The sequence below is a fragment of the Aeromicrobium sp. HA genome, from assembly GCF_027171405.1.
In the GTDB taxonomy this organism is placed as follows: domain Bacteria; phylum Actinomycetota; class Actinomycetes; order Propionibacteriales; family Nocardioidaceae; genus Aeromicrobium; species Aeromicrobium tamlense.
Genome location: NZ_CP114372.1, coordinates 2,284,804 through 2,302,742 on the forward strand (window position 1 = coordinate 2,284,804; position 17,939 = coordinate 2,302,742).

Here is a 17,939-nt window from a genome sequence, read left to right on the forward strand (position 1 = left end):
CCTCCCGAGATTTGCTCCTTTTTCGACGTTTCAGAGGGTCTGAAACGTCGAAAAAGGAGCAAATCTCGTGCGCGTGCGGGGTGCTGTGGATGAGCTGCGCCGAGGCTCGCCACTCGCGGCAGCCTGTCGGGCATGCCACGGCTCTCCCCTCTTCCCGAGCAGTTCCACCAGACCGTCTTCAGTCGACGCGAGGCGCTCGCTGCCGGACTGACCGACCGCGTCCTCGCCGGCCCACGCTGCGTCAGCGTTGCCCCCGGCTGGTACCGCTACGCCACCACGGAGTCCTCCTTCGAGCTGGAGGCGCGGGCGGGCTTGGCCTGGCTCGGTGACGGTGCGGGTCTGAGTCACACGAGCAACCTCGCGTGGCGCGGCCTCGACCTACGGTCCGCCTCCCCCGTGCACTTGGCCACCCGGCGCCGGATCGATCGGACCGCCGACGGCTACCGTGTCCACCGCTTCCAGGGCTCGCTGTTCCTCGAGGAGGTCGACGGACTCCGCCTGGTCGGCGCTGCTCGCACCTTCGTCGACTGTGGGACGGTGCTGTCCTGGCAGGAGCTGGTCGTCGTCGGCGACTGGATGATCGCGAAGGGGATCGTCGAGCGCCTCGACCTCCTCGGCTTCGTCCATGCCGTGCACTTCGACGGCGTGCAGCGGGCGCGACGGGCGATGGAGTGGGTCCGCGAAGGTTCGGCCTCACCACAGGAGACGCGCGTGAGGCTCCTCCTGGTCCTCGGAGGTCTCCCGGAGCCGGAGCTCAACGGCCTCATCGCCGACGCCCACGGCGGATTCCTCGCCTATGGCGATCTCGTCTACCGCCGGGAGCGGGTCGTCGTCGAGTACGACGGCTGGCAGCACGAGCGCGACGCGCGGCAGCGTCAGCACGACCTGCGTCGGCGTGAGCTGCTGGAAGCCGAGGGCTGGCGGGTCGTCGTGGTCACCGTCGCCGACCTCGCGAACCCGACGATGGTCTTCCGTCGAGTCGTCGACGCCCTCCAACGGGCGAGATGTGCTTGATCTTCTACGTCTCAGCCGGGTTCAGAAGTGGAAAATGGAGCAGATCTCGGGATCAACGGAGGCCGGTGGGGCGCTGGAGCGCCAGCTGGATGAGGCGCTCGACCAGCTCGGGGTAGTCCACGCCGGAGGCGGCCCAGAGCTTGGGGAACATCGAGAACGGGGTGAACCCCGGCATCGTGTTGATCTCGTTGATGACGAGTCCCCCGCCGACGCTGTCGGTGAGGAAGAAGTCCACGCGGGCGAGGCCTTCGCAGCCGATCGCGTCGAACGCCTGGAGGGCGTACTCGCGGATGCGCTGGCGCATCGTCTCGGACAGGTCGGCCGGCACCACGTTGGTGCTCGTGCCGTCGAGGTACTTGGCCTCGAAGTCGTAGTACTCGTGGTCGGTGTCCTCGGCCACGACGATCTCGCCGACCTCGCTGGCGATCGGCATGCCGCGCTCGTCCTGGATGACCGCGCACTCGACCTCGCGCTTGCCGTGCGCGGCGGACTCGACGATGACCTTGGGGTCGAACTTCCGCGCGGTGAGCACGGCGTCCTCGAGCTGGTCCCAGTCGTGGACGGGCGTGACACCCGAGCTGGAGCCGGCGCGCGCGGGCTTGACGAAGACCGGCAGCCCGAGCGCGTGGATGCGCGCCTCGGCGCGGTCGCGCTTGGCGTCCCACTCCCACGGCTGGATCGTCACGTAGGGCAGCTGCGGCAGTCCGGCGGCCGAGAAGACGGTCTTGGTGAACGGCTTGTCCATGCCGACCGAGCTGGCCAGCACGCCCGCGCCGACGTAGCGGACGCCGGCGAGCTCGAACAGGCCCTGGACGGTGCCGTCCTCGCCCCACGGGCCGTGCAGCAGCGGGAAGACGACGTCGAGGTCGCGGATGCGGTCCCACGAGAACGGCGGGAAACCGTCGCGGACCGACGGCAGCGCCCCGGGCTCGAGGTCGTCCCACACGGCGGTCTCCTCGACCCACCGGCCGTCGGGCGTGATGCCGACGGGGACGACGTCGTAGCGGTCGCGATCGATCACGGCGAGGACCTCGCGCGCGGTCAGGCACGAGACGCCGTGCTCACTGGACTGGCCTCCGAAGACGACGGCGATCGTGGTGCGCATCGGCTCGACTCTACCCGCCTGTGACACTGGAACCATGCAGCCCGACACCGTGACCGTCATCGCAGGTCGCCCGGCTCACGAGCCCGGCGCGCCGCTCAACGCCCCCATCACCCTCGCGAGCTCGTTCCACGCGGGCGGCGCGTTCGAGTACGGGCGGCACGCCAACCCGGCGTACGAGTCGTTCGAGAGCGTCGTCGGCGAGCTCGAGGGTGGCCGCGCGCTGGCCTTCGCCTCCGGCATCGCGACCGCGGCGGCCACGCTCGGCCTGCTGGAGCCCGGCGCGGTCGTGGTGCTCCCCCGCCACGGCTACAACGGCACGACGAGCCTCGTGCAAAGCGGGCCGTACGAGGTGCGCCTCATCGACCCGTCCGACACCGCCGGCAGCATCGAGGCGTTCGCCGGGGCCCACCTGGTCTGGCTCGAGTCGCCCACCAATCCCGCGATGGAGGTCGGCGACCTGCCCGTCCTGGTGGCTGCCGCGAAGGAGGCGGGCGCGCTCGTCGCGGTGGACAACACCTTCCGCACGCCGCTGCGCGACCGTCCACTGTCCTACGACGCCGACATCGTGACCCACTCCGCCTCGAAGCTGCTCGGCGGACACAGCGACCTCGTCCTCGGCGTGCTCGCGACCGGCGACGACACGCTGTACGAGCGCCTTCACGACCACCGGTCGCTGCACGGCGCGATCCCGGGCGCGCTCGAGTGCTTCCTGGCCGTGCGCGGCGTGCGCACGCTGGCCGTGCGACTCGACCGCGCCGAGGCCAGCGCCGCCGTGCTCGCGGACCGGCTGAAGGCGCACCCGGCCGTGGCCGAGGTCCGCTACCCCGGGTTCGGCTCGATGGTCTGCTTCGTCGTCGACGACGCCGACCACGCGCAGCGGGCGACGGAGTCCAGCCGCGTCATCACGCACGCGACCAGCCTCGGCGGCGTGGAGTCCACGTGGGAGCGCCGTCGCCGCTTCCCCGCCGAGCCCGAGACGATCCCCGCGGGACTGATCCGGCTCAGCGTCGGCATCGAGGCCGTCGAGGACCTGTGGGCCGACATCGAGGCCGCCCTGGGCTGACGCCCGTCAGCGGGTCTCGGGCTTGGCCGAGCGGCTGATGAGGGCGTTGACGAGCTCGGTGGGCGTCATGTGACCGTCGACGAGCGCGCGGACGTGCTCGACGATCGGCATCTCGACGCCGTGCATCTCCGACAGCTCGGCGACGGACACGCAGGACTTCACGCCCTCGGCGACCTGGCGGGTCTGCGAGGTGATCTCGTCGACCGTCATGCCGCGGCCCAGCTTCTCGCCGAACGTGCGGTTGCGCGAGAGCGGCGAGGAGCACGTGGCCACGAGGTCGCCGAGGCCGGCCAGGCCCATGAACGTCATCGGGTCGGCGCCCATCGCCATGCCGAGGCGGGCCGTCTCGGCCAGGCCGCGGGTGATGACCGACGCCTTGGTGTTGTCGCCGAAGCCGAGGCCGTCGCACACGCCGACGGCGAGGCCGATGATGTTCTTCACCGTGCCGCCGAGCTCGCAGCCGACGACGTCGGTGTTCGTGTAGGGCCGGAAGGCCGTGGTGTGCAGGTACTTCTGCAGCTGGAGGGCCACCGACTCGTCGGCGCACGCCACCACTGCGGCGGCGGGCTCGCGCCGGGCGATCTCCTTCGCGAGGTTGGGTCCCGTGATGACGGCGATCCGCTCGGGACCGGCGCCCGTGACCTCGGCGATGACCTCGCTCATGCGCATGTGGGAGCCGAGCTCGACGCCCTTCATGAGGCTCACCATCACGGCGGACGGCTCGATGAGGTGTCCCCACGACTCGAGGTTGGGGCGCAGCGTCTGGGACGGCACGGCCAGCACGACGATCGCGGCGTCGGCGAGCGCCTCGGCGGGGTCGGTGGTGGCGCGGATCGTGCCCGGCAGCTCCTGGCCCGGCAGGTACTCGGTGTTCTCGTGCCGCTCGTTGATGTTCTCGCACGTCTCCTCGCGCCGCCCCCACAGGTGGACGTCGTGGCCCGCGTCGGCGAGCACGATCGAGAAGGCGGTGCCCCAGGACCCGGCTCCCATGACTGCTGCAGTGACCATCAGCTCTCCTCGTATCGGGTCTTGGGCTTCTTCAGCGTGCGGACGTCGATCCGCGGGGACGTGGGCGACTCGCCCCTGATCTGCGCCTGCAGCGCGGTGATCTCGTCCATGAGCCGCTCGGTGGCGGCGTGGATCTGCTCCTGCGTGGGGTGCTCGCCGAGACCCGAGAGGTCGATCGGCGCGCCGACCCGCACGTGGACGGTCTTGCGCGGGAAGAGGCGGAGCTCGCGGCGGTAGGGCCACATGATCTCCTGCGGTCCCCACTGGGCCACCGGGACGAGCGGGACGCCGCCCGCGTGCGCCGTGCGGACGGCGCCGTCGCGGCCGGACATCGGCCAGCCGCCGGGGTCGCGGGTCATCGTGCCCTCGGGGTAGATCGCCACGACGGATCCGGACTCGACCGTCTGGATGGCCGCGCGCAGCGACTCCGCGGCCGCGCCCGTGCCGCGGTAGACCGGGATCTGCCCCGCCTTGCGCAACAGCCACCCGATCACCGGCACCGCGAACAGCGGGTCCTTCACGAGGAACCGCGGCGGGATGTCGTGGTCGACGAGCCAGTGCCCGAACAGGAACGGATCGGTGTACGACAGATGGTTCACGGCGACGACGAAACCGCCGGAGCGCGGCAGGTGCTCCGCGCCCTTCCAGTCACGCTTCGTGACCACCATGAAGATCGGCCGCAGCACCACGACCACGATCCGCAGCACGGTGGGCAGCGGACGGGTGCGGGACATGGGATGACCCTAGTACGACCCGGAGGCCGTGCCAGTGAACCGTCAGAGCGTCGCGGGCTTGAAGCTCGGACGACGGGACTCGTACGCGGCGATGTCGTCGGCGTGGCCGAGCGTGATGCCGATGTCGTCGAGGCCCTCCAGCAGGCGCCAGCGGGTGTAGTCGTCGATCGTGAACGAGTCCTCGATGCGGTCGACGCCCTCGCCGGCCGAGACCGTGCGCGACTCGAGGTCGACGCTGATCTGCGCGCCCGGGTTGGCCTCGAGGTGCTCCCACAGCGCCGTGACGACCTTGTCGTCGACCTGCGCCGCGAGGAGGCCGGCCTTGCCGGAGTTGCCGCGGAAGATGTCGCCGAAGCGGGGGCTGATGATGACCTTGAAGCCGTAGTTCTGCAGCGCCCAGACGGCGTGCTCGCGCGACGAGCCGGTGCCGAAGTCCGGGCCCGCCACGAGCACCGTGGCGTTCGTGTACGCCGGCTGGTTCAGGACGAACTCCGGGTCGTTGCGCCAGGCGGCGAAGAGGCCGTCCTCGAAGCCCGTGCGGGTGACGCGCTTGAGGTAGACCGCCGGGATGATCTGGTCGGTGTCGACGTTGCTGCGGCGCAGCGGGGCGCCGACGCCGGTGTGGGAGATGAACTTGTCCATGGTGATCGTCCTCAGAGGTCGGCAGGCGAGGCCAGGTGGCCGGTGACGGCGGTGGCGACGGCGACGTCGGGCGAGACCAGGTGCGTGCGGCCACCCTTGCCCTGACGGCCCTCGAAGTTGCGGTTGGAGGTCGAGGCGCTGCGCTCGCCCGGCGTGAGCTGGTCGGGGTTCATGCCCAGGCACATCGAACAGCCCGCGCCGCGCCACTCGGCGCCGGCCTCCTTGAAGACGACGTCGAGGCCCTCCTCCTCGGCCTGCAGGCGCACGCGCACCGAGCCGGGGACGACGAGCATGCGGGTGCCCTCGGCGACCTTCCTGCCCTTGATGAGGTCGGCGGCGCGACGCAGGTCGCTGATGCGGCCGTTCGTGCAGGAGCCGACGAAGACGGTGTCGACCGCGATGTCGCGCATCGGCGTGCCGGCTTCGAGGCCCATGTAGCGCAGGGCGTTCTGAGCGGCCTCGCGCTCGTCGGCGTCGGCGAAGTCGGCGGGGGTCGGGACGACGCCGGACAGCGCCACGCCCTGGCCCGGGTTGGTGCCCCACGTGACCCACGGTGTGACCTTCGAGGCGTCGATCGTGACGACCTTGTCGAACGTGGCGTCCTCGTCGGTGACCAGGCTCTTCCAGTAGTCGACGGCGGCGTCCCAGTCGGCGCCCTGCGGCGCGTGCGGGCGGCCCTCGATGTAGTCGAAGGTGGTCTGGTCGGGCGCGATGAGGCCGGCCTTCGCGCCCCACTCGATGCTCATGTTGCAGATCGTCATGCGCTCCTCCATCGAGAGCGCACGGATCGCCTCGCCGCGGTACTCGACGATGTAGCCCTGGCCGCCGCCGGTGGTCTCCTGCGTGATGAGCGCGAGGATCAGGTCCTTGGCGGTGGAGCCGGCGGGCAGGTCGCCGACGACCTCGACGGCCATCATCTTGGGCTTGGCCTGCGACAGCGACTGGGTGGCGAGCACGTGCTCGACCTCGCTGGTGCCGATGCCGAAGGCGATCGAGCCGAACGCGCCGTGCGTGGAGGTGTGCGAGTCGCCGCACACGATCGTCATGCCGGGCTGCGTCAGGCCGAGCTGCGGGCCGACGACGTGGACGATGCCCTGCTCGATGTCGCCCATCGGGTGCAGGCGCACGCCGAACTCCTGCGCGTTGCGGCGCAGCGTCTCGACCTGCGTGCGCGACACGGGGTCGGCGATCGGCTTGTCGAGGTCGGTCGTCGGAATGTTGTGGTCCTCGGTGGCGAGGGTGAGGTCGGGGCGACGCACGGCGCGTCCGGAGAGGCGGAGTCCGTCGAACGCCTGCGGGCTCGTGACCTCGTGGAGGAGGTGCAGGTCGATGAACAGCAGGTCCGGTTCACCCGGCGCGGAACGGACGACGTGGTCGTCCCAGATCTTCTCGGCGAGCGTCTTGCCCATGATTCACTCTCACTTCGGGGGTTGCGTCTCACAATGCGATACGGCAGTATCAAGACATGGACAACTCTAGCGGAGTCGGCGTTCTCGACAAAGCCGCCCTCGTGCTGGCCGCCCTGGAGCCGGGGCCCGCGACGCTGGCCGGGCTGGTCACGGCCACCGGACTGGCGCGGCCCACGGCTCACCGCCTCGCGGTCGCCCTGGAGCACCACCGGCTCGTCGCGCGCGACATGCAGGGTCGGTTCATCCTAGGCCCGCGCCTGTCCGAGCTGGCCGCCGCTGCCGGCGAGGACCGCCTGCTCGCCGCCGCCGGCCCCGTGCTGGCCCGCCTGCGCGACATCACGGGCGAGTCTGCCCAGCTGTTCCGCCGCCAGGGCGACCACCGCGTGTGCGTCTCCGCGGCCGACCGGCCCACCGGCCTGCGCGACTCGATCCCCGTCGGCAGCCAGCTGACGATGTCCGGCGGCTCGGCCGCCCAGGTGCTGCTCGCGTGGGAGGACCCCGAGCGCATGAACAAGGGCCTCATGAAGGCCACGTTCTCCGCCGCCGAGCTGTCGGCCGTGCGCAAGCGCGGCTGGGCGCAGAGCGTGGGCGAGCGCGAGCCCGGCGTGGGCTCGGTCTCGGCGCCGGTCCGGTCCCCCAGCGGCAAGGTCGTCGCGGCCGTGTCGGTCTCCGGTCCGCTGGAGCGGCTCACCCGCCAGCCCGGCCGCATGCACGCGCCCGCCGTGGTGGCGGCCGCCGAGCGGCTGTCGCAGAACCTGCGCCGCTGACGTCTCGGCGCCGCTCCACTCCTTCAGAAGAGGCCAGGTCGCTCCAGCTCGAGCAGCGTGGTCTTGCGGTCGAGCCCGCCGGCGTAGCCGGTGAGCTTGCCGTTCGACCCGATGACGCGGTGGCACGGCACGACGATCGGGATCGGGTTGGCCCCGTTCGCCGCGCCCACCGCGCGGGAGATGCCGGGCTGGTAGCCCAGGTCGGTCGCGACCTGTCCGTACGTGACGGTCTCGCCGTACGGGATCGTGCGCAGGTAGGCCCAGACCTTCTTCTGGAACTCGGTGCCGTCCGCAGCCACCGGGAGGTCGAACTCGCGGCGGCCGCCGGCGAAGTACTCCTCCAGCTGGTGCTCGGCGGCCTCGAGCAGTGCGTCGTCGACGCGCTCGCCGCGCGGCTCGGCCCCGAAGTCGATCGCGGTGAGCAGCCCGGCGTCGACGTGCAGCCGCAGGCCCCCGATGGGCGAGTCCATCCAGCGTGTCTTCATGCGACCCTCCACAGGTGCAGTGAGGCGTACGACCGCCAAGGTCGCCACCGTTCGGTGCGCGTCCGGTCCAGTCCCTCGCGCGCGAGGACGCGGCGCAGCACGAGGTCGGTGTCGAGCAGGACGTCGGGGTCCCCGAGCGCCCTCATCCTGACGTAGTCGGCGGTCCACGGGCCGATCCCCCGGACCGCGAGCAGCCGCTCGCGCGCGGCCGCGCGGTCGGCTCCGGGGTGCAGGTCGAGGTCGCCCGAGGCCACCGCGTGGGCGACGGCGAGGATCGCGGCGGCACGGCCACGCGGCATCGCGAACTCCTCGGGCGCCGCCTCGGCGACGGACTCGGCCGTGGCGAACGCGTGGGTGAGGCCGTGGCGGTGGGCGAGCTCGAGGTCGACCTCGGTCCCGCGCGAGCGCGCGACCCGACCCAGGATCGTGCGCGCGCCCGCCACCGAGACCTGCTGGCCGACGATCGCGCGCATCACCATCTCGAAGCCGTCGACCTGGCCGGGCAGTCTCATGCCGGGCGCCTCCTGCACGAGACGCGCGAGCAGCGGGTCGGCCGACAGGGCCTCGTCGATCGCGGCGGGATCGGCGTCGAGGTCGAGCAGCCGACGGCACCGCTGCACCGCCGGGGCGAGGTCGCGCAGGTCGGTCAGCTCGAGCTCGGCCGAGACGCGTTCGTCGTGCAGGGTGAGCTCGACCGCGCCGACGCCGTGCGGGAGGTTCAGGACGCGGGCGTACGTACGACCGTCGACCTGCTCGACGCCCTCGATGGCGCGGGGCGCGAACCAGTCGAGGAGCGCGGCTCCCTGGAACGGCGGCCGCAGCGCCAGCTCCAGCTGGATCCGGCCCGCGCCGGGATGGCTGGAGCGGCGCGACCGCGCGCGCAGCTCGCGCGGGGTGAGGTCGAACGACTCGCGGATGGAGTCGTTGAACTGCCGCACCGAGCCGTAGCCCGCCGCGAACGCCACGTCGGCGGCGCGCATCGTCGTGGTCTCGAGCAGGATCCGCGCCGTGCGTGCCCGGTTGCTGCGGGCGATCGCCTGAGGTCCGGCGCCGAGCTCGGTGGTGACGAGCCGGTTGACCTGGCGCTCGCTGTAGCCGAGCCGGTCGGCCAGGCCGCTGACGCCCTCGCGCTCGACGACGCCGTCGCCGATCATCCGGACGGCCCGCGCCACGACGTCGGCCCGGACGTTCCACTCGGGCGAGCCGGGCGTGCTGTCGGGCCGGCAGCGACGGCAGGCGCGGTAGCCCGAGCGCTCGGCGGCCGCCGCCGACGGGTAGAACGTGACGTTCGCCTGCCGGGGCGTGACGGCCGGGCACGAGGGTCGGCAGTAGATGCCCGTGGTGCGCACGGCCGTGAAGAAGACGCCGTCGAACCGGGCGTCGCGCGCGCTCACGGCGCGGTAGCAGTCGCTCGGTTCCATGGCTCCATCCTGACCCACCCGGCATGACAGTTCTCGCGGGAATCGGACACGACCGTCGGCCCTCAGCCCGCGCGGGCGAGAGCGACGTCGTGCCGGTGCTCATGACGGTGGCAGGCACTGCAGAGTCCGACGAGGTTCGCGAGGTCGGTCGGGCCACCGTCAGACCATCGCCGTCGGTGGTGGACGTGGTCGACGGTGTTCCGGCAGTGCTCGGTGGCGCAGCGACCGGCCTGCTGGAACCAGACCGCGTGGCGCTGCTTCGGCGTGGCGTCGCGATGACGGCGACCGACGTCGAGGACCGTGCGGTTGGCCTCGATCCGGTCGACGAGGACCGGCACCAGATCTGCCCCACACGTGAGGTGGGCCAGCAGGTTCGGGCCCACATGGCCGAAGCCCTGCAGGACCGCGGGCTCGACCGGCTCGAACGCGCTGGCGGTGTCCGGCGCGAGGGCACGCTGGAGCGTGCCGGCGTCGACCACGACGTGCACCTGCGGACGGACGGTGCCGTCGGTGGGCAGACCCTCGGCCAGCACCCGGGTGAGCACCAGATCGAGTCCGTCGATGCGCCGCTGCGACGCCGTGCGCCGGTCGCCGGCCTCGCGCGGCACCGCGACGGCGTCGAGCACGGCCTGCAGCTTCGCGCCGACCTCGATGGGCAGAAACCCCGTGACGTGCCAGCCGTCGGGCAGCGGGTTCAGGCTGAGGTGCGCCTTGTCGGCGCCGGCGATCCAGGCCTCGTCCAGCTCCTCGGCGTGCACGACCGAGCGCAGTCGGTCGACGAGCGACTTCACACGCGACGGCGGGTGGAGCTCGGCCACGGCGACGAGGTGCGCCTCGACACGGCGAACCTCGGCCTCGTCGACGTGGGCCAGCGCGAAGGAGAACCGCGCGACGTGCTCGGACGAGACCCGCCCGGCGCGGGCGGCCTCGCCCACCGCCGGCAGCTCGCGCATCGTGACGCCGGCGCGGATCAGCTGGCGCGTGCGGCGGGCGTCCTGGCGCAGCTCGCGGCGCGCCCAGGTGGTGGTGCTGGAGGCGTCCTCGGCGACGAAGGCCTTCGTCCGGTCGATCTCCTCGAGCCGCTCGGCGAGGGCCGCCTCGGCGGCGTCACGCAGGGCCGCCAGCGCGCGAGCCTCGTCGGACACGGAGCACGTCACCGACTGGAGCGCGGACGCGCAGCGGCGCATGACCTCGACCAGCTCCGCGTCCCCCGACTGCATGCGTCGATCCTATCGCTCATATGTTCGATTCATGCGTCCTTTCTCCTCCCGTCTCAATGCGCGGACGTCGCCCGCCTGCGCCGAGCGCACACCGGCCGTTCGCGCCTCACGCGTCACTCTGGCAGGCTCGCTGGTGAACCCCCGAAGCAAGGAGACAGCCGTGCAGCAGGTCAAGGGCGTCATCGCCCGCGCGAAGGACGCGCCGGTCGAACTGGTCACCATCAACGTCCCCGATCCGGGCCCGGGCGAGGCCGTGGTGACGATCCAGGCGTGCGGCGTATGCCACACCGACCTGCACTACCGTCAGGGCGGCATCAACGACGAGTTCCCGTTCCTGCTGGGCCACGAAGCGGCCGGCGTCGTGGAGTCGGTCGGCGAGGGCGTCACCGAGGTCGCGCCCGGAGACTTCGTGGTCCTCAACTGGCGCGCGGTCTGCGGCCAGTGTCGCGCGTGCAAGCGCGGCGACCTCCAGTACTGCTTCGCCACGCACAACGCCAAGCAGAGGATGACGCTCGAGGACGGCACCGAGCTCTCCCCCGCCCTGGGCATCGGCGCGTTCATCGAGAAGACCCTCGTCGCCGCCGGTCAGTGCACCAAGGTCGACCCCGAGGCCCGGCCCGCCGCGGCCGGCCTGCTGGGCTGCGGCGTCATGGCCGGCATCGGGGCCGCCATCAACACCGGCGCCCTCACCCGCGGACGCTCCGCCGCCGTCATCGGCTGTGGCGGCGTCGGCGTCGCCGCGGTCGCGGGTGCGGCCCTGGCCGGAGCCAGCCCGATCATCGCCGTGGACATCGACCCGGCGAAGCTCGAGGCGGCCACCAAGATGGGCGCCACCCACACCGTCGACTCGTCGAAGGTGGACCCGGTCGAGGAGATCAAGCGCATCTGCGCCGAGACCTACGAGGGCGCCGAGGGCGCGGACGTCGTGATCGAGGCCGTCGGTCGCCCCGAGACCTGGAAGCAGGCCTTCTACGCCCGTGACCTCGCCGGCACCGTGGTCCTCGTCGGCGTCCCGACGCCCGACATGACCGTTCCCGAGCTGCCCCTGATCGACGTCTTCGGACGCGGCGGCGCACTCAAGTCCAGCTGGTACGGCGACTGCCTGCCCAGCCGCGACTTCCCGATGCTCATCGACCTGTACCGCCAGGGTCGCCTCGACCTCGACGCGTTCGTCACCGAGGAGATCGGCATCGAGGACGTGGAGGCCGCGTTCGAGAAGATGCACCACGGCGACGTCCTGCGCTCGGTGGTGGTGCTCTGATGGGCGCGCGCCTCGACTACGGCGTCGTCTCGGGCACCTTCAGCCTGGACGGCGAGACGTTCGACGTCGACAACAACGTGTGGATCGTGGGCGACGACAGCGAGTGCGTCCTGATCGACGCGCCGCACGACGTCGACGCGATCCTGCACCTGATCGGCCGTCGCACCCTCACGGCGATCGTGCTGACGCACGCGCACGACGACCACTGCCGCATCGCGCCCGAGCTGCGCGAGCGCACCGGTGCGCCGATCTGGTTGAACCCGGAGGACCGTCCGCTCTGGGAGCTCACGCACCCCGACGCCACCTGGGACGAGGACCTCGTCGACGGCACCGAGATCGCGGTCGCCGGCACCACGCTGCGCGCGATCCACACGCCGGGCCACGCGCCGGGCGCGACGTGCCTGCTGGCGGAGGAGCTGGGCTGCGTCTTCACCGGCGACACCCTGTTCCACGGTGGGCCGGGCGCGACGGGTCGCTCGTACAGCGACGTCGACGTCATCCGCGCGTCGATCGCCGAGCGGCTGTTCACGCTGCCGCCCGAGACCGTGGTGCACACGGGCCACGGCCAGGACACCACCATCGGCGCGGAGCGCGACCGGACGTAGGTCTCGAGAGGCCGGTGAGCCCTCAACCCTTCCCGCCCGACCGCGGTCAGCCGTCAACCGAACGAGGCCCTCTTTCGGTTGACGGCTGACCGGAGGGTGCGCGGAAGGGTTCACCTCTCACCGCCCACCAGCGTGACCCAGAGGGGGCGGACCCTAGTCTGGGCGCGTGAACGCGCGCCTCGGACTGCTGCAGGTCTGCGCGGCGGGCGTGCTGTGGGGCACGGGCGGCCTCGTCGTCACCGTCCTGCACGAGCGCGACGGTGTCGGTGCGATGACCGTCAGCGCGTGGCGCATGCTCATCGCGGCGGTCGCGCTGGTCGCGTTCGTGGTGCTGACGAGGCGCTTCGGGACGGTGCGCACCGTCCTGCGTGAGCACCCCGTGACCGCGATCGTCATCGGCTGCGGCACCGCGATCTACCAGGGCCTCTACTTCGTCTCGGTGCTCATGGTCGGCGTCAGCGTGGCGACCGTGGTCTCCCTCGGACTGGCTCCCGTCCTCGCCGCGACGTGGGAGCACCTGCGCGCGAGGACCCGACCCGGCGTGCGCGACGTCGCGGTCCTCGCGGCCGCGCTGACCGGACTCGTGCTGATCAGCGCGACCGCCGGGCACGGGACCGCCGCCCCCGCCGACCGTCCCGTGCTGGGGCTCGTGCTCGCCGTCGCCGCGGGCGCCACCTACGCCGCCACCACGGTGCTGGGCCACGTGCTGGCGCCGCGTCTCGAGCCCGTCGCCCTCACCACGTGCGCCACCGGTGCGGGTGCGGTGCTGCTGGCACCGTTCCTCGTGCTGGCCGTCGCCTCGGGCGAGCCGGTGGCCGGCACCTCCCCCGGGTCGCTGGCGCTGCTGGCCTACCTCGGCATCGCCACGATGGCGCTCTCCTACGGCCTGCTCTACGCGGGCCTGCGCACCACGTCGGGCTCGGCCGCCACGGTGGCCACCCTCGTCGAGCCGATCTCGGCCGCCGCGCTCGCCGCGGTGGTGCTGGGAGAGCGGCTCGGACCGGCCGGCCTCGTCGGGGCGGTGCTCATCCTGTGCGCCGTGGTCGCGCTGCGCCCCGAGGAGGACCAGCCGGTCGCGGCCTGACCTACTCCGCGACGGCCAGCCGGCCGAAGGCGCTGCGGTGGAACAGCAGCGGTCCCCCGTCGACGCGGTGGTCGACCGCGTGCAGCTCGAGCAGCACGAGGACGTGGTCACCGGCCTCCACCTCCCGGTGGATCGTCGTGTCGAACGTGGCCATGCCGTCGTCGACGAAGATCGCCCCCTCGGGGCTGACGCTGTACTCGATCCCCTCGAAGCGCTGCTCCACCGGGCCCGCGAGCTGCCGGCACAGGGGTCCGTGATGGCTGGCCAGCACCGTGACGCCGAGCCGCTCGGCCCGGCGCAGGTCGGGCCAGGTCTTCGACGTGGCGGCCAGGTTGATGGAGACGAGTGGCGGGTCGAGGCTCACGCTGGTGAAGCTGCTGGCCGCGAGGCCGACGGGCTTGCCGTCGACCTCGGCGGCCACCGCCACCACGCCAGTGGGGAAATTGCCGAACGCCGACCGCAGGCGTCCCGCGTCGAGGTCCTGGTTCGTGGGGAAGAACGCGGTCATGCGACCGCCTGCAGGAGGCCCCGCACGACGGGCCGGGTGGCCTCGAGCCACGGCTCGTACGCGCCGGGGTCGCCGTACTGGGAGTCCAGGACGAACAGGCCCCGGCCCGGGACCGTGGCGCCGAGCTCGGTGAGGACCGGCCGCAGCGTGAGCTCGGGCGCGAGCGCGTGGCCCGGGCCGGCGCCGAGCAGCAGCGGCACCGCCAGCCCGCGCAGTCCCGTGCCGCCGGCGAACCGGTCGAGGAACACCTTGAGCAGTCCCGTGTAGGTCCCCTTGTAGGTCGGCGAGGCCACGACCACGAGGTCGGCCCCCCCGACCTGCGCGACGAGCTCGGTCACCTCGGATGAGCCCCCGTCGAGGACGGCCGGGCCGAGGGTGGCGAGGTCGACCACGAGGTCGGGCTCGCCGCCCGTGAGCTCGCGCGCCACGTGCGTGGCGGCCGAGAGCGTGCGCGAGGCAGCCTTCGGGTTGCCCACGACCACGGCCGTGCGGACGGCGTCTCCGTACTCAGACACTCTGCTGTCCTCAGACACTCTGCTGTCCTCAGACACTCTGTCGTTCTCAGACACTCTGTCGTTCTCAGACAACGTGAGCCTCCTGCTGCGCCTCCGCGCCGTACAGCGAGTTCGGACGGGACAGCCCGAAGTGGTCGCGCAGCGTGGATCCGGTGTACTCGGTGCGGAAGAGGCCGCGATCCTGGAGGATCGGGACGACCTTCTGCGTGAACTCCTGCAGCAGCTGCGGGTAGAGCGGCGGCATGACGTTGAAGCCGTCGGCGGCGCCGTTCTGGAACCACTCGGTGATGATGTCCGCCACCTGGGTGGGCGTGCCGGCGACGACGTGGTGGCCGCGCGCGCCGGCCAGCCGGTGCAGCAGCTCGCGCAGCGTCAGGCGGTCGCGCTCGACGATGTTGGCGATCACCTGCAGGCGGCTGCGGTTGTTGTCGAGGACGTCGCCGGCCTGGCCGAAGACGTCGAGCGGCACGGGCTCGTCGAGCTCGAGGTGCGCCAGCGAGACGCCGGCCAGTCCCTCGAGCTGCGCGATGCCGTAGGCGGGCACGGTCAGCGAGTTCACGTACCGCTGGAGCTCGTCGGCCTCGGCCTGCGTGTCGGCCACGAAGGGGCTGAGGCCGGGCAGGATCTTCACGTCGTCGGGCGAGCGGCCGAACGCCGCCGCGCGCGACTTGATGTCGGCGTAGAACGCCTGCGCGTCGCCGAGCGTCTGGTGGGCGGTGAAGATCGCCTCGGCGTTGCGGCCGGCGAAGGCGCGACCGTCGTTCGACGATCCGGCCTGCACGTAGACCGGACGACCCTGCGGCGAGCGCGGCTGGGACAGGGGCCCCTCCACCTGGAAGTGGTTGCCGACGTGGTGGATCGAGTGGACCTTCTCGGGGTCGAAGAAGCGTCCCGACTCGCGGTCGGCCAGGACGGCGTCGTCCTCCCAGCTGTCCCAGAGCTTCGTGACGACGTCGATGAACTCCTGCGCCCGGATGTAGCGCTCGGACGCGCTGGGCAGCTCGGACAGGCTGAAGTTCCGCGCGACCGCCTCGGACTGGGTGGTCACGATGTTCCAGCCGGCGCGGCCGCGCGAGATCGTGTCGAGCGAGGAGAACAGCCGCGCGAGGTTGTACGGGTCGTAGAACGTGGTCGACGCGGTGGCGATCAGGCCGATCCGCTCGGTCCGCGCCGCGATCGCCGCGAGCCGCGTGATCGGCTCGAGGTGCCCGGCGGGCCGGAACGGGGTGGCCGCCCACAGGCCCGGGGCGTCGGCGAAGAAGATCGCGTCGAACTTCGCCTCCTCCGCGATCTGCGCGTTGGTGGTGTCGAAGTCGATGTCGTGGATGCGGTCGACGGCCGAGTCGGGGTGACGCCACGAGGCCTCGTGGTGGCCGGTGTCGTGCAGGAAGGCGTTGAGGCTGAGCTGACGAGTCATGGGGATCTCTCTTCCGGGAGGAGGGGTCAGAGGGCGCGCCACCGCGAGAAGCGGCGCTCGAGGGCGACGAGTCCGTAGTTGACGGCCACGCCGATGAGGGAGGTGGTGAGGATCGCGGCGTACATCTTCGGGATGAGGAAGTTGAACTGCGCGTAGTTGATGAGGAAGCCCAGGCCGGCGTCCGCGCCGATCATCTCGGCGGCGATGAGCACCAGGATCGCGGCGGCGCCCGAGATGCGGATGCCGGTGAAGATCGTGGGCACGGCCGCCGGGAAGGCCACCTTGCGGAACGTGGCGACGGGCGAGAGCCCGAGCACCCGCGCCGACCGCAGAAGCTGCGGGTCCACGCTGGACACGCCCGCGATCGTCGACAGCAGGATCGGGAAGAAGCAGGCGTAGAGGACGATCGCGATCTTCGAGGTCTCCCCCAGCCCGAGCAGCAGGATGAACACGGGCAGGATCGCCAGCGCCGCGGTGTTGCGGAACAGCTCGAGCGACGGGGTGAAGAACTCGCGCACGGGGCGGTACCAGGCGATCGCGGCCCCCAGCGGGATCGCGATGACGATCGCCAGGGCGAAGCCGATCACCGAGCGCTGCAGGCTCGCCGAGACGTGGCGCCACAGCTCGCCGTCGAGCACCATCGACCACCACTCCTGCAGCACGACGTGCAGCGGCGGGATCGAGTACGCGTCCACCAGCCCGATGCGCGGAGCGAGCTCCCACACCAGGGCGAGGGCGACGAGGCCGGCGGCGCCCCGAGCGACGGCCACCGCACGGTCGCGGCCGGGCGAGGCGGCACGGGCCTTGGCGGCCTCCTCCTGGCGGGGGTTGGGCCGCGCGGCGGTCCGCTCGGTCAGCAGGTCAGACATGGGCCAGCTCCTTCGCGGCGGTCTTCTCGCGCAACAGCGACCAGATGTGGTGCCGGTGCTCGGTGAACGCGGGCGTCGCGCGGACGTCCTCGTCGTGGGCGCCCGACCGGTCGAGGTCGATCGTGACGATCTTCTTGATCCGCCCGGGGCGACCGCTCATGACGGCGACGCGCTGGCCCAGGAACACGGCCTCCTCGATGTCGTGCGTGATGAACACGACCGTCGTGCCGGTGTGCTCCCAGATCCGGACGAGCTCCTCCTGGAGGCGCTCGCGGGTCTGGGCGTCGAGCGCGCCGAACGGCTCGTCCATCAGCAGGACCTGCGGCTGGTACGAGAGGCTGCGCGCGATGGCCACGCGCTGCTTCATGCCGCCCGAGAGCTCGTGCGGGTAGCGGTTCGCGAACTCGCCCAGGCCGACCAGGTCGAGGTACTCGCGGGCGGTCGAGGCCCGCTCGGCCTTCGACAGTCCGCCCTTGGCCTCGAGGGCGAACTCGATGTTCGCCGCGGCCGAGCGCCACGGCAGCAGCGTGTACTGCTGGAACACGACGCTGCGATCGAGGCCGGGGCCCGTGATCGGCGTGCCGTCGACCGTGACCGTGCCGGACGTCGGCGTCGCCAGGCCCGAGATCAGGTCGAGCACGGTGGACTTGCCGCAGCCGGACGGGCCGACGAGGGTCAGGAACTCCCCTGCCCGGATGTCCAGGTCGAGCCCGTCGAGCGCGACGAACTCGCGCAGTTTCCTGTCCTCGTCGCCGCGGACCCAGAAGGTCTGGCCGACGTTCCTCAGCTCGATGCGTGAACTCATGGCTGCC

19 protein-coding genes are annotated in these 17,939 nt (G+C 71.8%); 6 read left to right on the top strand and 13 right to left on the bottom strand.

Features of this window, described 5'->3' with window-relative positions; genetic code table 11:
• The first annotated feature begins 132 nt into the window (after nucleotides 1–132).
• Nucleotides 133–1,014, top strand: coding sequence for a DUF559 domain-containing protein (locus O3S82_RS11255; RefSeq protein WP_269302891.1), 882 nt, complete (start codon nucleotides 133–135; stop codon nucleotides 1,012–1,014).
• Between the two features lie 52 nt (nucleotides 1,015–1,066).
• Here the strand turns inward: O3S82_RS11255 and O3S82_RS11260 are convergent, their stop codons facing one another.
• Nucleotides 1,067–2,119 carry a D-alanine--D-alanine ligase family protein gene (locus O3S82_RS11260; RefSeq protein WP_179423872.1) on the bottom strand — a complete coding sequence of 351 codons (1,053 nt, stop codon included), beginning with the start codon at nucleotides 2,117–2,119 and terminating at the stop codon, nucleotides 1,067–1,069.
• A gap of 34 nt (nucleotides 2,120–2,153) precedes the next feature.
• Between O3S82_RS11260 and O3S82_RS11265 the strand changes: the two genes are divergently transcribed.
• Nucleotides 2,154–3,182 (top strand): trans-sulfuration enzyme family protein, encoded by a 1,029-nt coding sequence (locus O3S82_RS11265; RefSeq protein WP_269302894.1) that lies wholly within the window; start codon nucleotides 2,154–2,156, stop codon nucleotides 3,180–3,182.
• A 6-nt stretch (nucleotides 3,183–3,188) separates the two neighbouring features.
• Here the strand turns inward: O3S82_RS11265 and O3S82_RS11270 are convergent, their stop codons facing one another.
• The 4 genes from O3S82_RS11270 to leuC are packed head-to-tail and all read right to left on the bottom strand — an operon-like array spanning nucleotide 3,189 to nucleotide 6,975.
• Nucleotides 3,189–4,190, bottom strand: a complete 1,002-nt coding sequence (locus O3S82_RS11270) for an NAD(P)H-dependent glycerol-3-phosphate dehydrogenase (protein ID WP_179423869.1) — start codon at nucleotides 4,188–4,190, stop codon at nucleotides 3,189–3,191.
• On the bottom strand, nucleotides 4,190–4,924 hold the full coding sequence (locus O3S82_RS11275; RefSeq protein WP_179423867.1) for a lysophospholipid acyltransferase family protein: 735 nt from the start codon (nucleotides 4,922–4,924) through the stop codon (nucleotides 4,190–4,192). The genes O3S82_RS11270 and O3S82_RS11275 overlap by 1 nt, the downstream gene beginning before the upstream one ends.
• 42 nt (nucleotides 4,925–4,966) lie before the next feature.
• Nucleotides 4,967–5,566, bottom strand: coding sequence for a 3-isopropylmalate dehydratase small subunit (gene leuD, locus O3S82_RS11280; protein ID WP_269302897.1), 600 nt, complete (start codon nucleotides 5,564–5,566; stop codon nucleotides 4,967–4,969).
• 11 nt (nucleotides 5,567–5,577) lie between these two features.
• Nucleotides 5,578–6,975 (bottom strand): 3-isopropylmalate dehydratase large subunit, encoded by a 1,398-nt coding sequence (leuC, locus tag O3S82_RS11285; protein ID WP_179423863.1) that lies wholly within the window; start codon nucleotides 6,973–6,975, stop codon nucleotides 5,578–5,580.
• Nucleotides 6,976–7,031: 56 nt separating this feature from the next.
• On the opposite strand from leuC, the gene O3S82_RS11290 reads away from it, so the two are divergent.
• A complete protein-coding gene (locus O3S82_RS11290; protein WP_078698542.1) occupies nucleotides 7,032–7,742 on the top strand; it encodes an IclR family transcriptional regulator in 711 nt (236 codons plus the stop codon).
• A gap of 23 nt (nucleotides 7,743–7,765) precedes the next feature.
• On the opposite strand, the gene O3S82_RS11295 is transcribed toward O3S82_RS11290, so the two are convergent.
• The 3 genes from O3S82_RS11295 to O3S82_RS11305 form a co-directional block, all read right to left on the bottom strand.
• Nucleotides 7,766–8,227, bottom strand: coding sequence for a methylated-DNA--[protein]-cysteine S-methyltransferase (locus O3S82_RS11295; RefSeq protein WP_269302903.1), 462 nt, complete (start codon nucleotides 8,225–8,227; stop codon nucleotides 7,766–7,768).
• A complete protein-coding gene (locus tag O3S82_RS11300) occupies nucleotides 8,224–9,648 on the bottom strand; it encodes an AlkA N-terminal domain-containing protein (protein WP_269302905.1) in 1,425 nt (474 codons plus the stop codon). The genes O3S82_RS11295 and O3S82_RS11300 overlap by 4 nt, the downstream gene beginning before the upstream one ends.
• Before the next feature lie 62 nt (nucleotides 9,649–9,710).
• On the bottom strand, nucleotides 9,711–10,868 hold the full coding sequence (locus O3S82_RS11305; protein WP_269302906.1) for an HNH endonuclease: 1,158 nt from the start codon (nucleotides 10,866–10,868) through the stop codon (nucleotides 9,711–9,713).
• 160 nt (nucleotides 10,869–11,028) lie between these two features.
• Here O3S82_RS11305 and O3S82_RS11310 point away from each other — a divergent pair, with 160 nt between their 5' ends.
• The 3 genes from O3S82_RS11310 (at nucleotide 11,029) to O3S82_RS11320 (ending at nucleotide 13,818) form a co-directional block, all read left to right on the top strand.
• Entirely contained in the window at nucleotides 11,029–12,129 is a 1,101-nt protein-coding gene (locus tag O3S82_RS11310) for an S-(hydroxymethyl)mycothiol dehydrogenase (protein ID WP_269302907.1), read from the top strand.
• A complete protein-coding gene (locus tag O3S82_RS11315) occupies nucleotides 12,129–12,734 on the top strand; it encodes an MBL fold metallo-hydrolase (protein WP_269302908.1) in 606 nt (201 codons plus the stop codon). The genes O3S82_RS11310 and O3S82_RS11315 overlap by 1 nt, the downstream gene beginning before the upstream one ends.
• Nucleotides 12,735–12,900: 166 nt before the next feature.
• A complete protein-coding gene (locus tag O3S82_RS11320) occupies nucleotides 12,901–13,818 on the top strand; it encodes a DMT family transporter (RefSeq protein ID WP_269302909.1) in 918 nt (305 codons plus the stop codon).
• Nucleotide 13,819: 1 nt separating this feature from the next.
• Here O3S82_RS11320 and O3S82_RS11325 read toward each other — a convergent pair whose 3' ends face one another.
• The 5 genes from O3S82_RS11325 to O3S82_RS11345 all read right to left on the bottom strand — a co-directional run bounded on the left by O3S82_RS11325 (nucleotide 13,820) and on the right by O3S82_RS11345 (nucleotide 17,932).
• Entirely contained in the window at nucleotides 13,820–14,326 is a 507-nt protein-coding gene (locus O3S82_RS11325) for a flavin reductase family protein (RefSeq protein WP_269302910.1), read from the bottom strand.
• Nucleotides 14,323–14,841, bottom strand: a complete 519-nt coding sequence (locus O3S82_RS11330) for an NADPH-dependent FMN reductase (RefSeq protein WP_269302911.1) — start codon at nucleotides 14,839–14,841, stop codon at nucleotides 14,323–14,325. Before O3S82_RS11330 ends, O3S82_RS11325 begins: the two co-directional genes overlap by 4 nt.
• Nucleotides 14,842–14,905: 64 nt before the next feature.
• On the bottom strand, nucleotides 14,906–16,258 hold the full coding sequence (locus O3S82_RS11335) for an LLM class flavin-dependent oxidoreductase (protein WP_269302912.1): 1,353 nt from the start codon (nucleotides 16,256–16,258) through the stop codon (nucleotides 14,906–14,908).
• A gap of 26 nt (nucleotides 16,259–16,284) precedes the next feature.
• Nucleotides 16,285–17,127 carry an ABC transporter permease gene (locus O3S82_RS11340; RefSeq protein ID WP_179423843.1) on the bottom strand — a complete coding sequence of 281 codons (843 nt, stop codon included), beginning with the start codon at nucleotides 17,125–17,127 and terminating at the stop codon, nucleotides 16,285–16,287.
• Nucleotides 17,120–17,932, bottom strand: a complete 813-nt coding sequence (locus O3S82_RS11345; RefSeq protein ID WP_269302913.1) for an ABC transporter ATP-binding protein — start codon at nucleotides 17,930–17,932, stop codon at nucleotides 17,120–17,122. Before O3S82_RS11345 ends, O3S82_RS11340 begins: the two co-directional genes overlap by 8 nt.
• Between the last annotated feature and the right edge of the window lie 7 nt (nucleotides 17,933–17,939).

Excerpts from the sequence above, each read along its gene's own strand:
- O3S82_RS11255 (WP_269302891.1), top strand. The coding sequence starts at position 133 with ATGCCACGGCTCTCCCCTCTTCCCGAGCAGTTCCACCAGACCGTCTTC.
- O3S82_RS11260 (WP_179423872.1), bottom strand. The coding sequence starts at position 2,119 with ATGCGCACCACGATCGCCGTCGTCTTCGGAGGCCAGTCCAGTGAGCAC.
- O3S82_RS11265 (WP_269302894.1), top strand. The coding sequence starts at position 2,154 with ATGCAGCCCGACACCGTGACCGTCATCGCAGGTCGCCCGGCTCACGAG.
- O3S82_RS11270 (WP_179423869.1), bottom strand. The coding sequence starts at position 4,190 with ATGGTCACTGCAGCAGTCATGGGAGCCGGGTCCTGGGGCACCGCCTTC.
- O3S82_RS11275 (WP_179423867.1), bottom strand. The coding sequence starts at position 4,924 with ATGTCCCGCACCCGTCCGCTGCCCACCGTGCTGCGGATCGTGGTCGTG.
- leuD (WP_269302897.1), bottom strand. The coding sequence starts at position 5,566 with ATGGACAAGTTCATCTCCCACACCGGCGTCGGCGCCCCGCTGCGCCGC.
- leuC (WP_179423863.1), bottom strand. The coding sequence starts at position 6,975 with ATGGGCAAGACGCTCGCCGAGAAGATCTGGGACGACCACGTCGTCCGT.
- O3S82_RS11290 (WP_078698542.1), top strand. The coding sequence starts at position 7,032 with ATGGACAACTCTAGCGGAGTCGGCGTTCTCGACAAAGCCGCCCTCGTG.
- O3S82_RS11295 (WP_269302903.1), bottom strand. The coding sequence starts at position 8,227 with ATGAAGACACGCTGGATGGACTCGCCCATCGGGGGCCTGCGGCTGCAC.
- O3S82_RS11300 (WP_269302905.1), bottom strand. The coding sequence starts at position 9,648 with ATGGAACCGAGCGACTGCTACCGCGCCGTGAGCGCGCGCGACGCCCGG.
- O3S82_RS11305 (WP_269302906.1), bottom strand. The coding sequence starts at position 10,868 with ATGCAGTCGGGGGACGCGGAGCTGGTCGAGGTCATGCGCCGCTGCGCG.
- O3S82_RS11315 (WP_269302908.1), top strand. The coding sequence starts at position 12,129 with ATGGGCGCGCGCCTCGACTACGGCGTCGTCTCGGGCACCTTCAGCCTG.
- O3S82_RS11325 (WP_269302910.1), bottom strand. The coding sequence starts at position 14,326 with ATGACCGCGTTCTTCCCCACGAACCAGGACCTCGACGCGGGACGCCTG.
- O3S82_RS11335 (WP_269302912.1), bottom strand. The coding sequence starts at position 16,258 with ATGACTCGTCAGCTCAGCCTCAACGCCTTCCTGCACGACACCGGCCAC.
- O3S82_RS11340 (WP_179423843.1), bottom strand. The coding sequence starts at position 17,127 with ATGTCTGACCTGCTGACCGAGCGGACCGCCGCGCGGCCCAACCCCCGC.
- O3S82_RS11345 (WP_269302913.1), bottom strand. The coding sequence starts at position 17,932 with ATGAGTTCACGCATCGAGCTGAGGAACGTCGGCCAGACCTTCTGGGTC.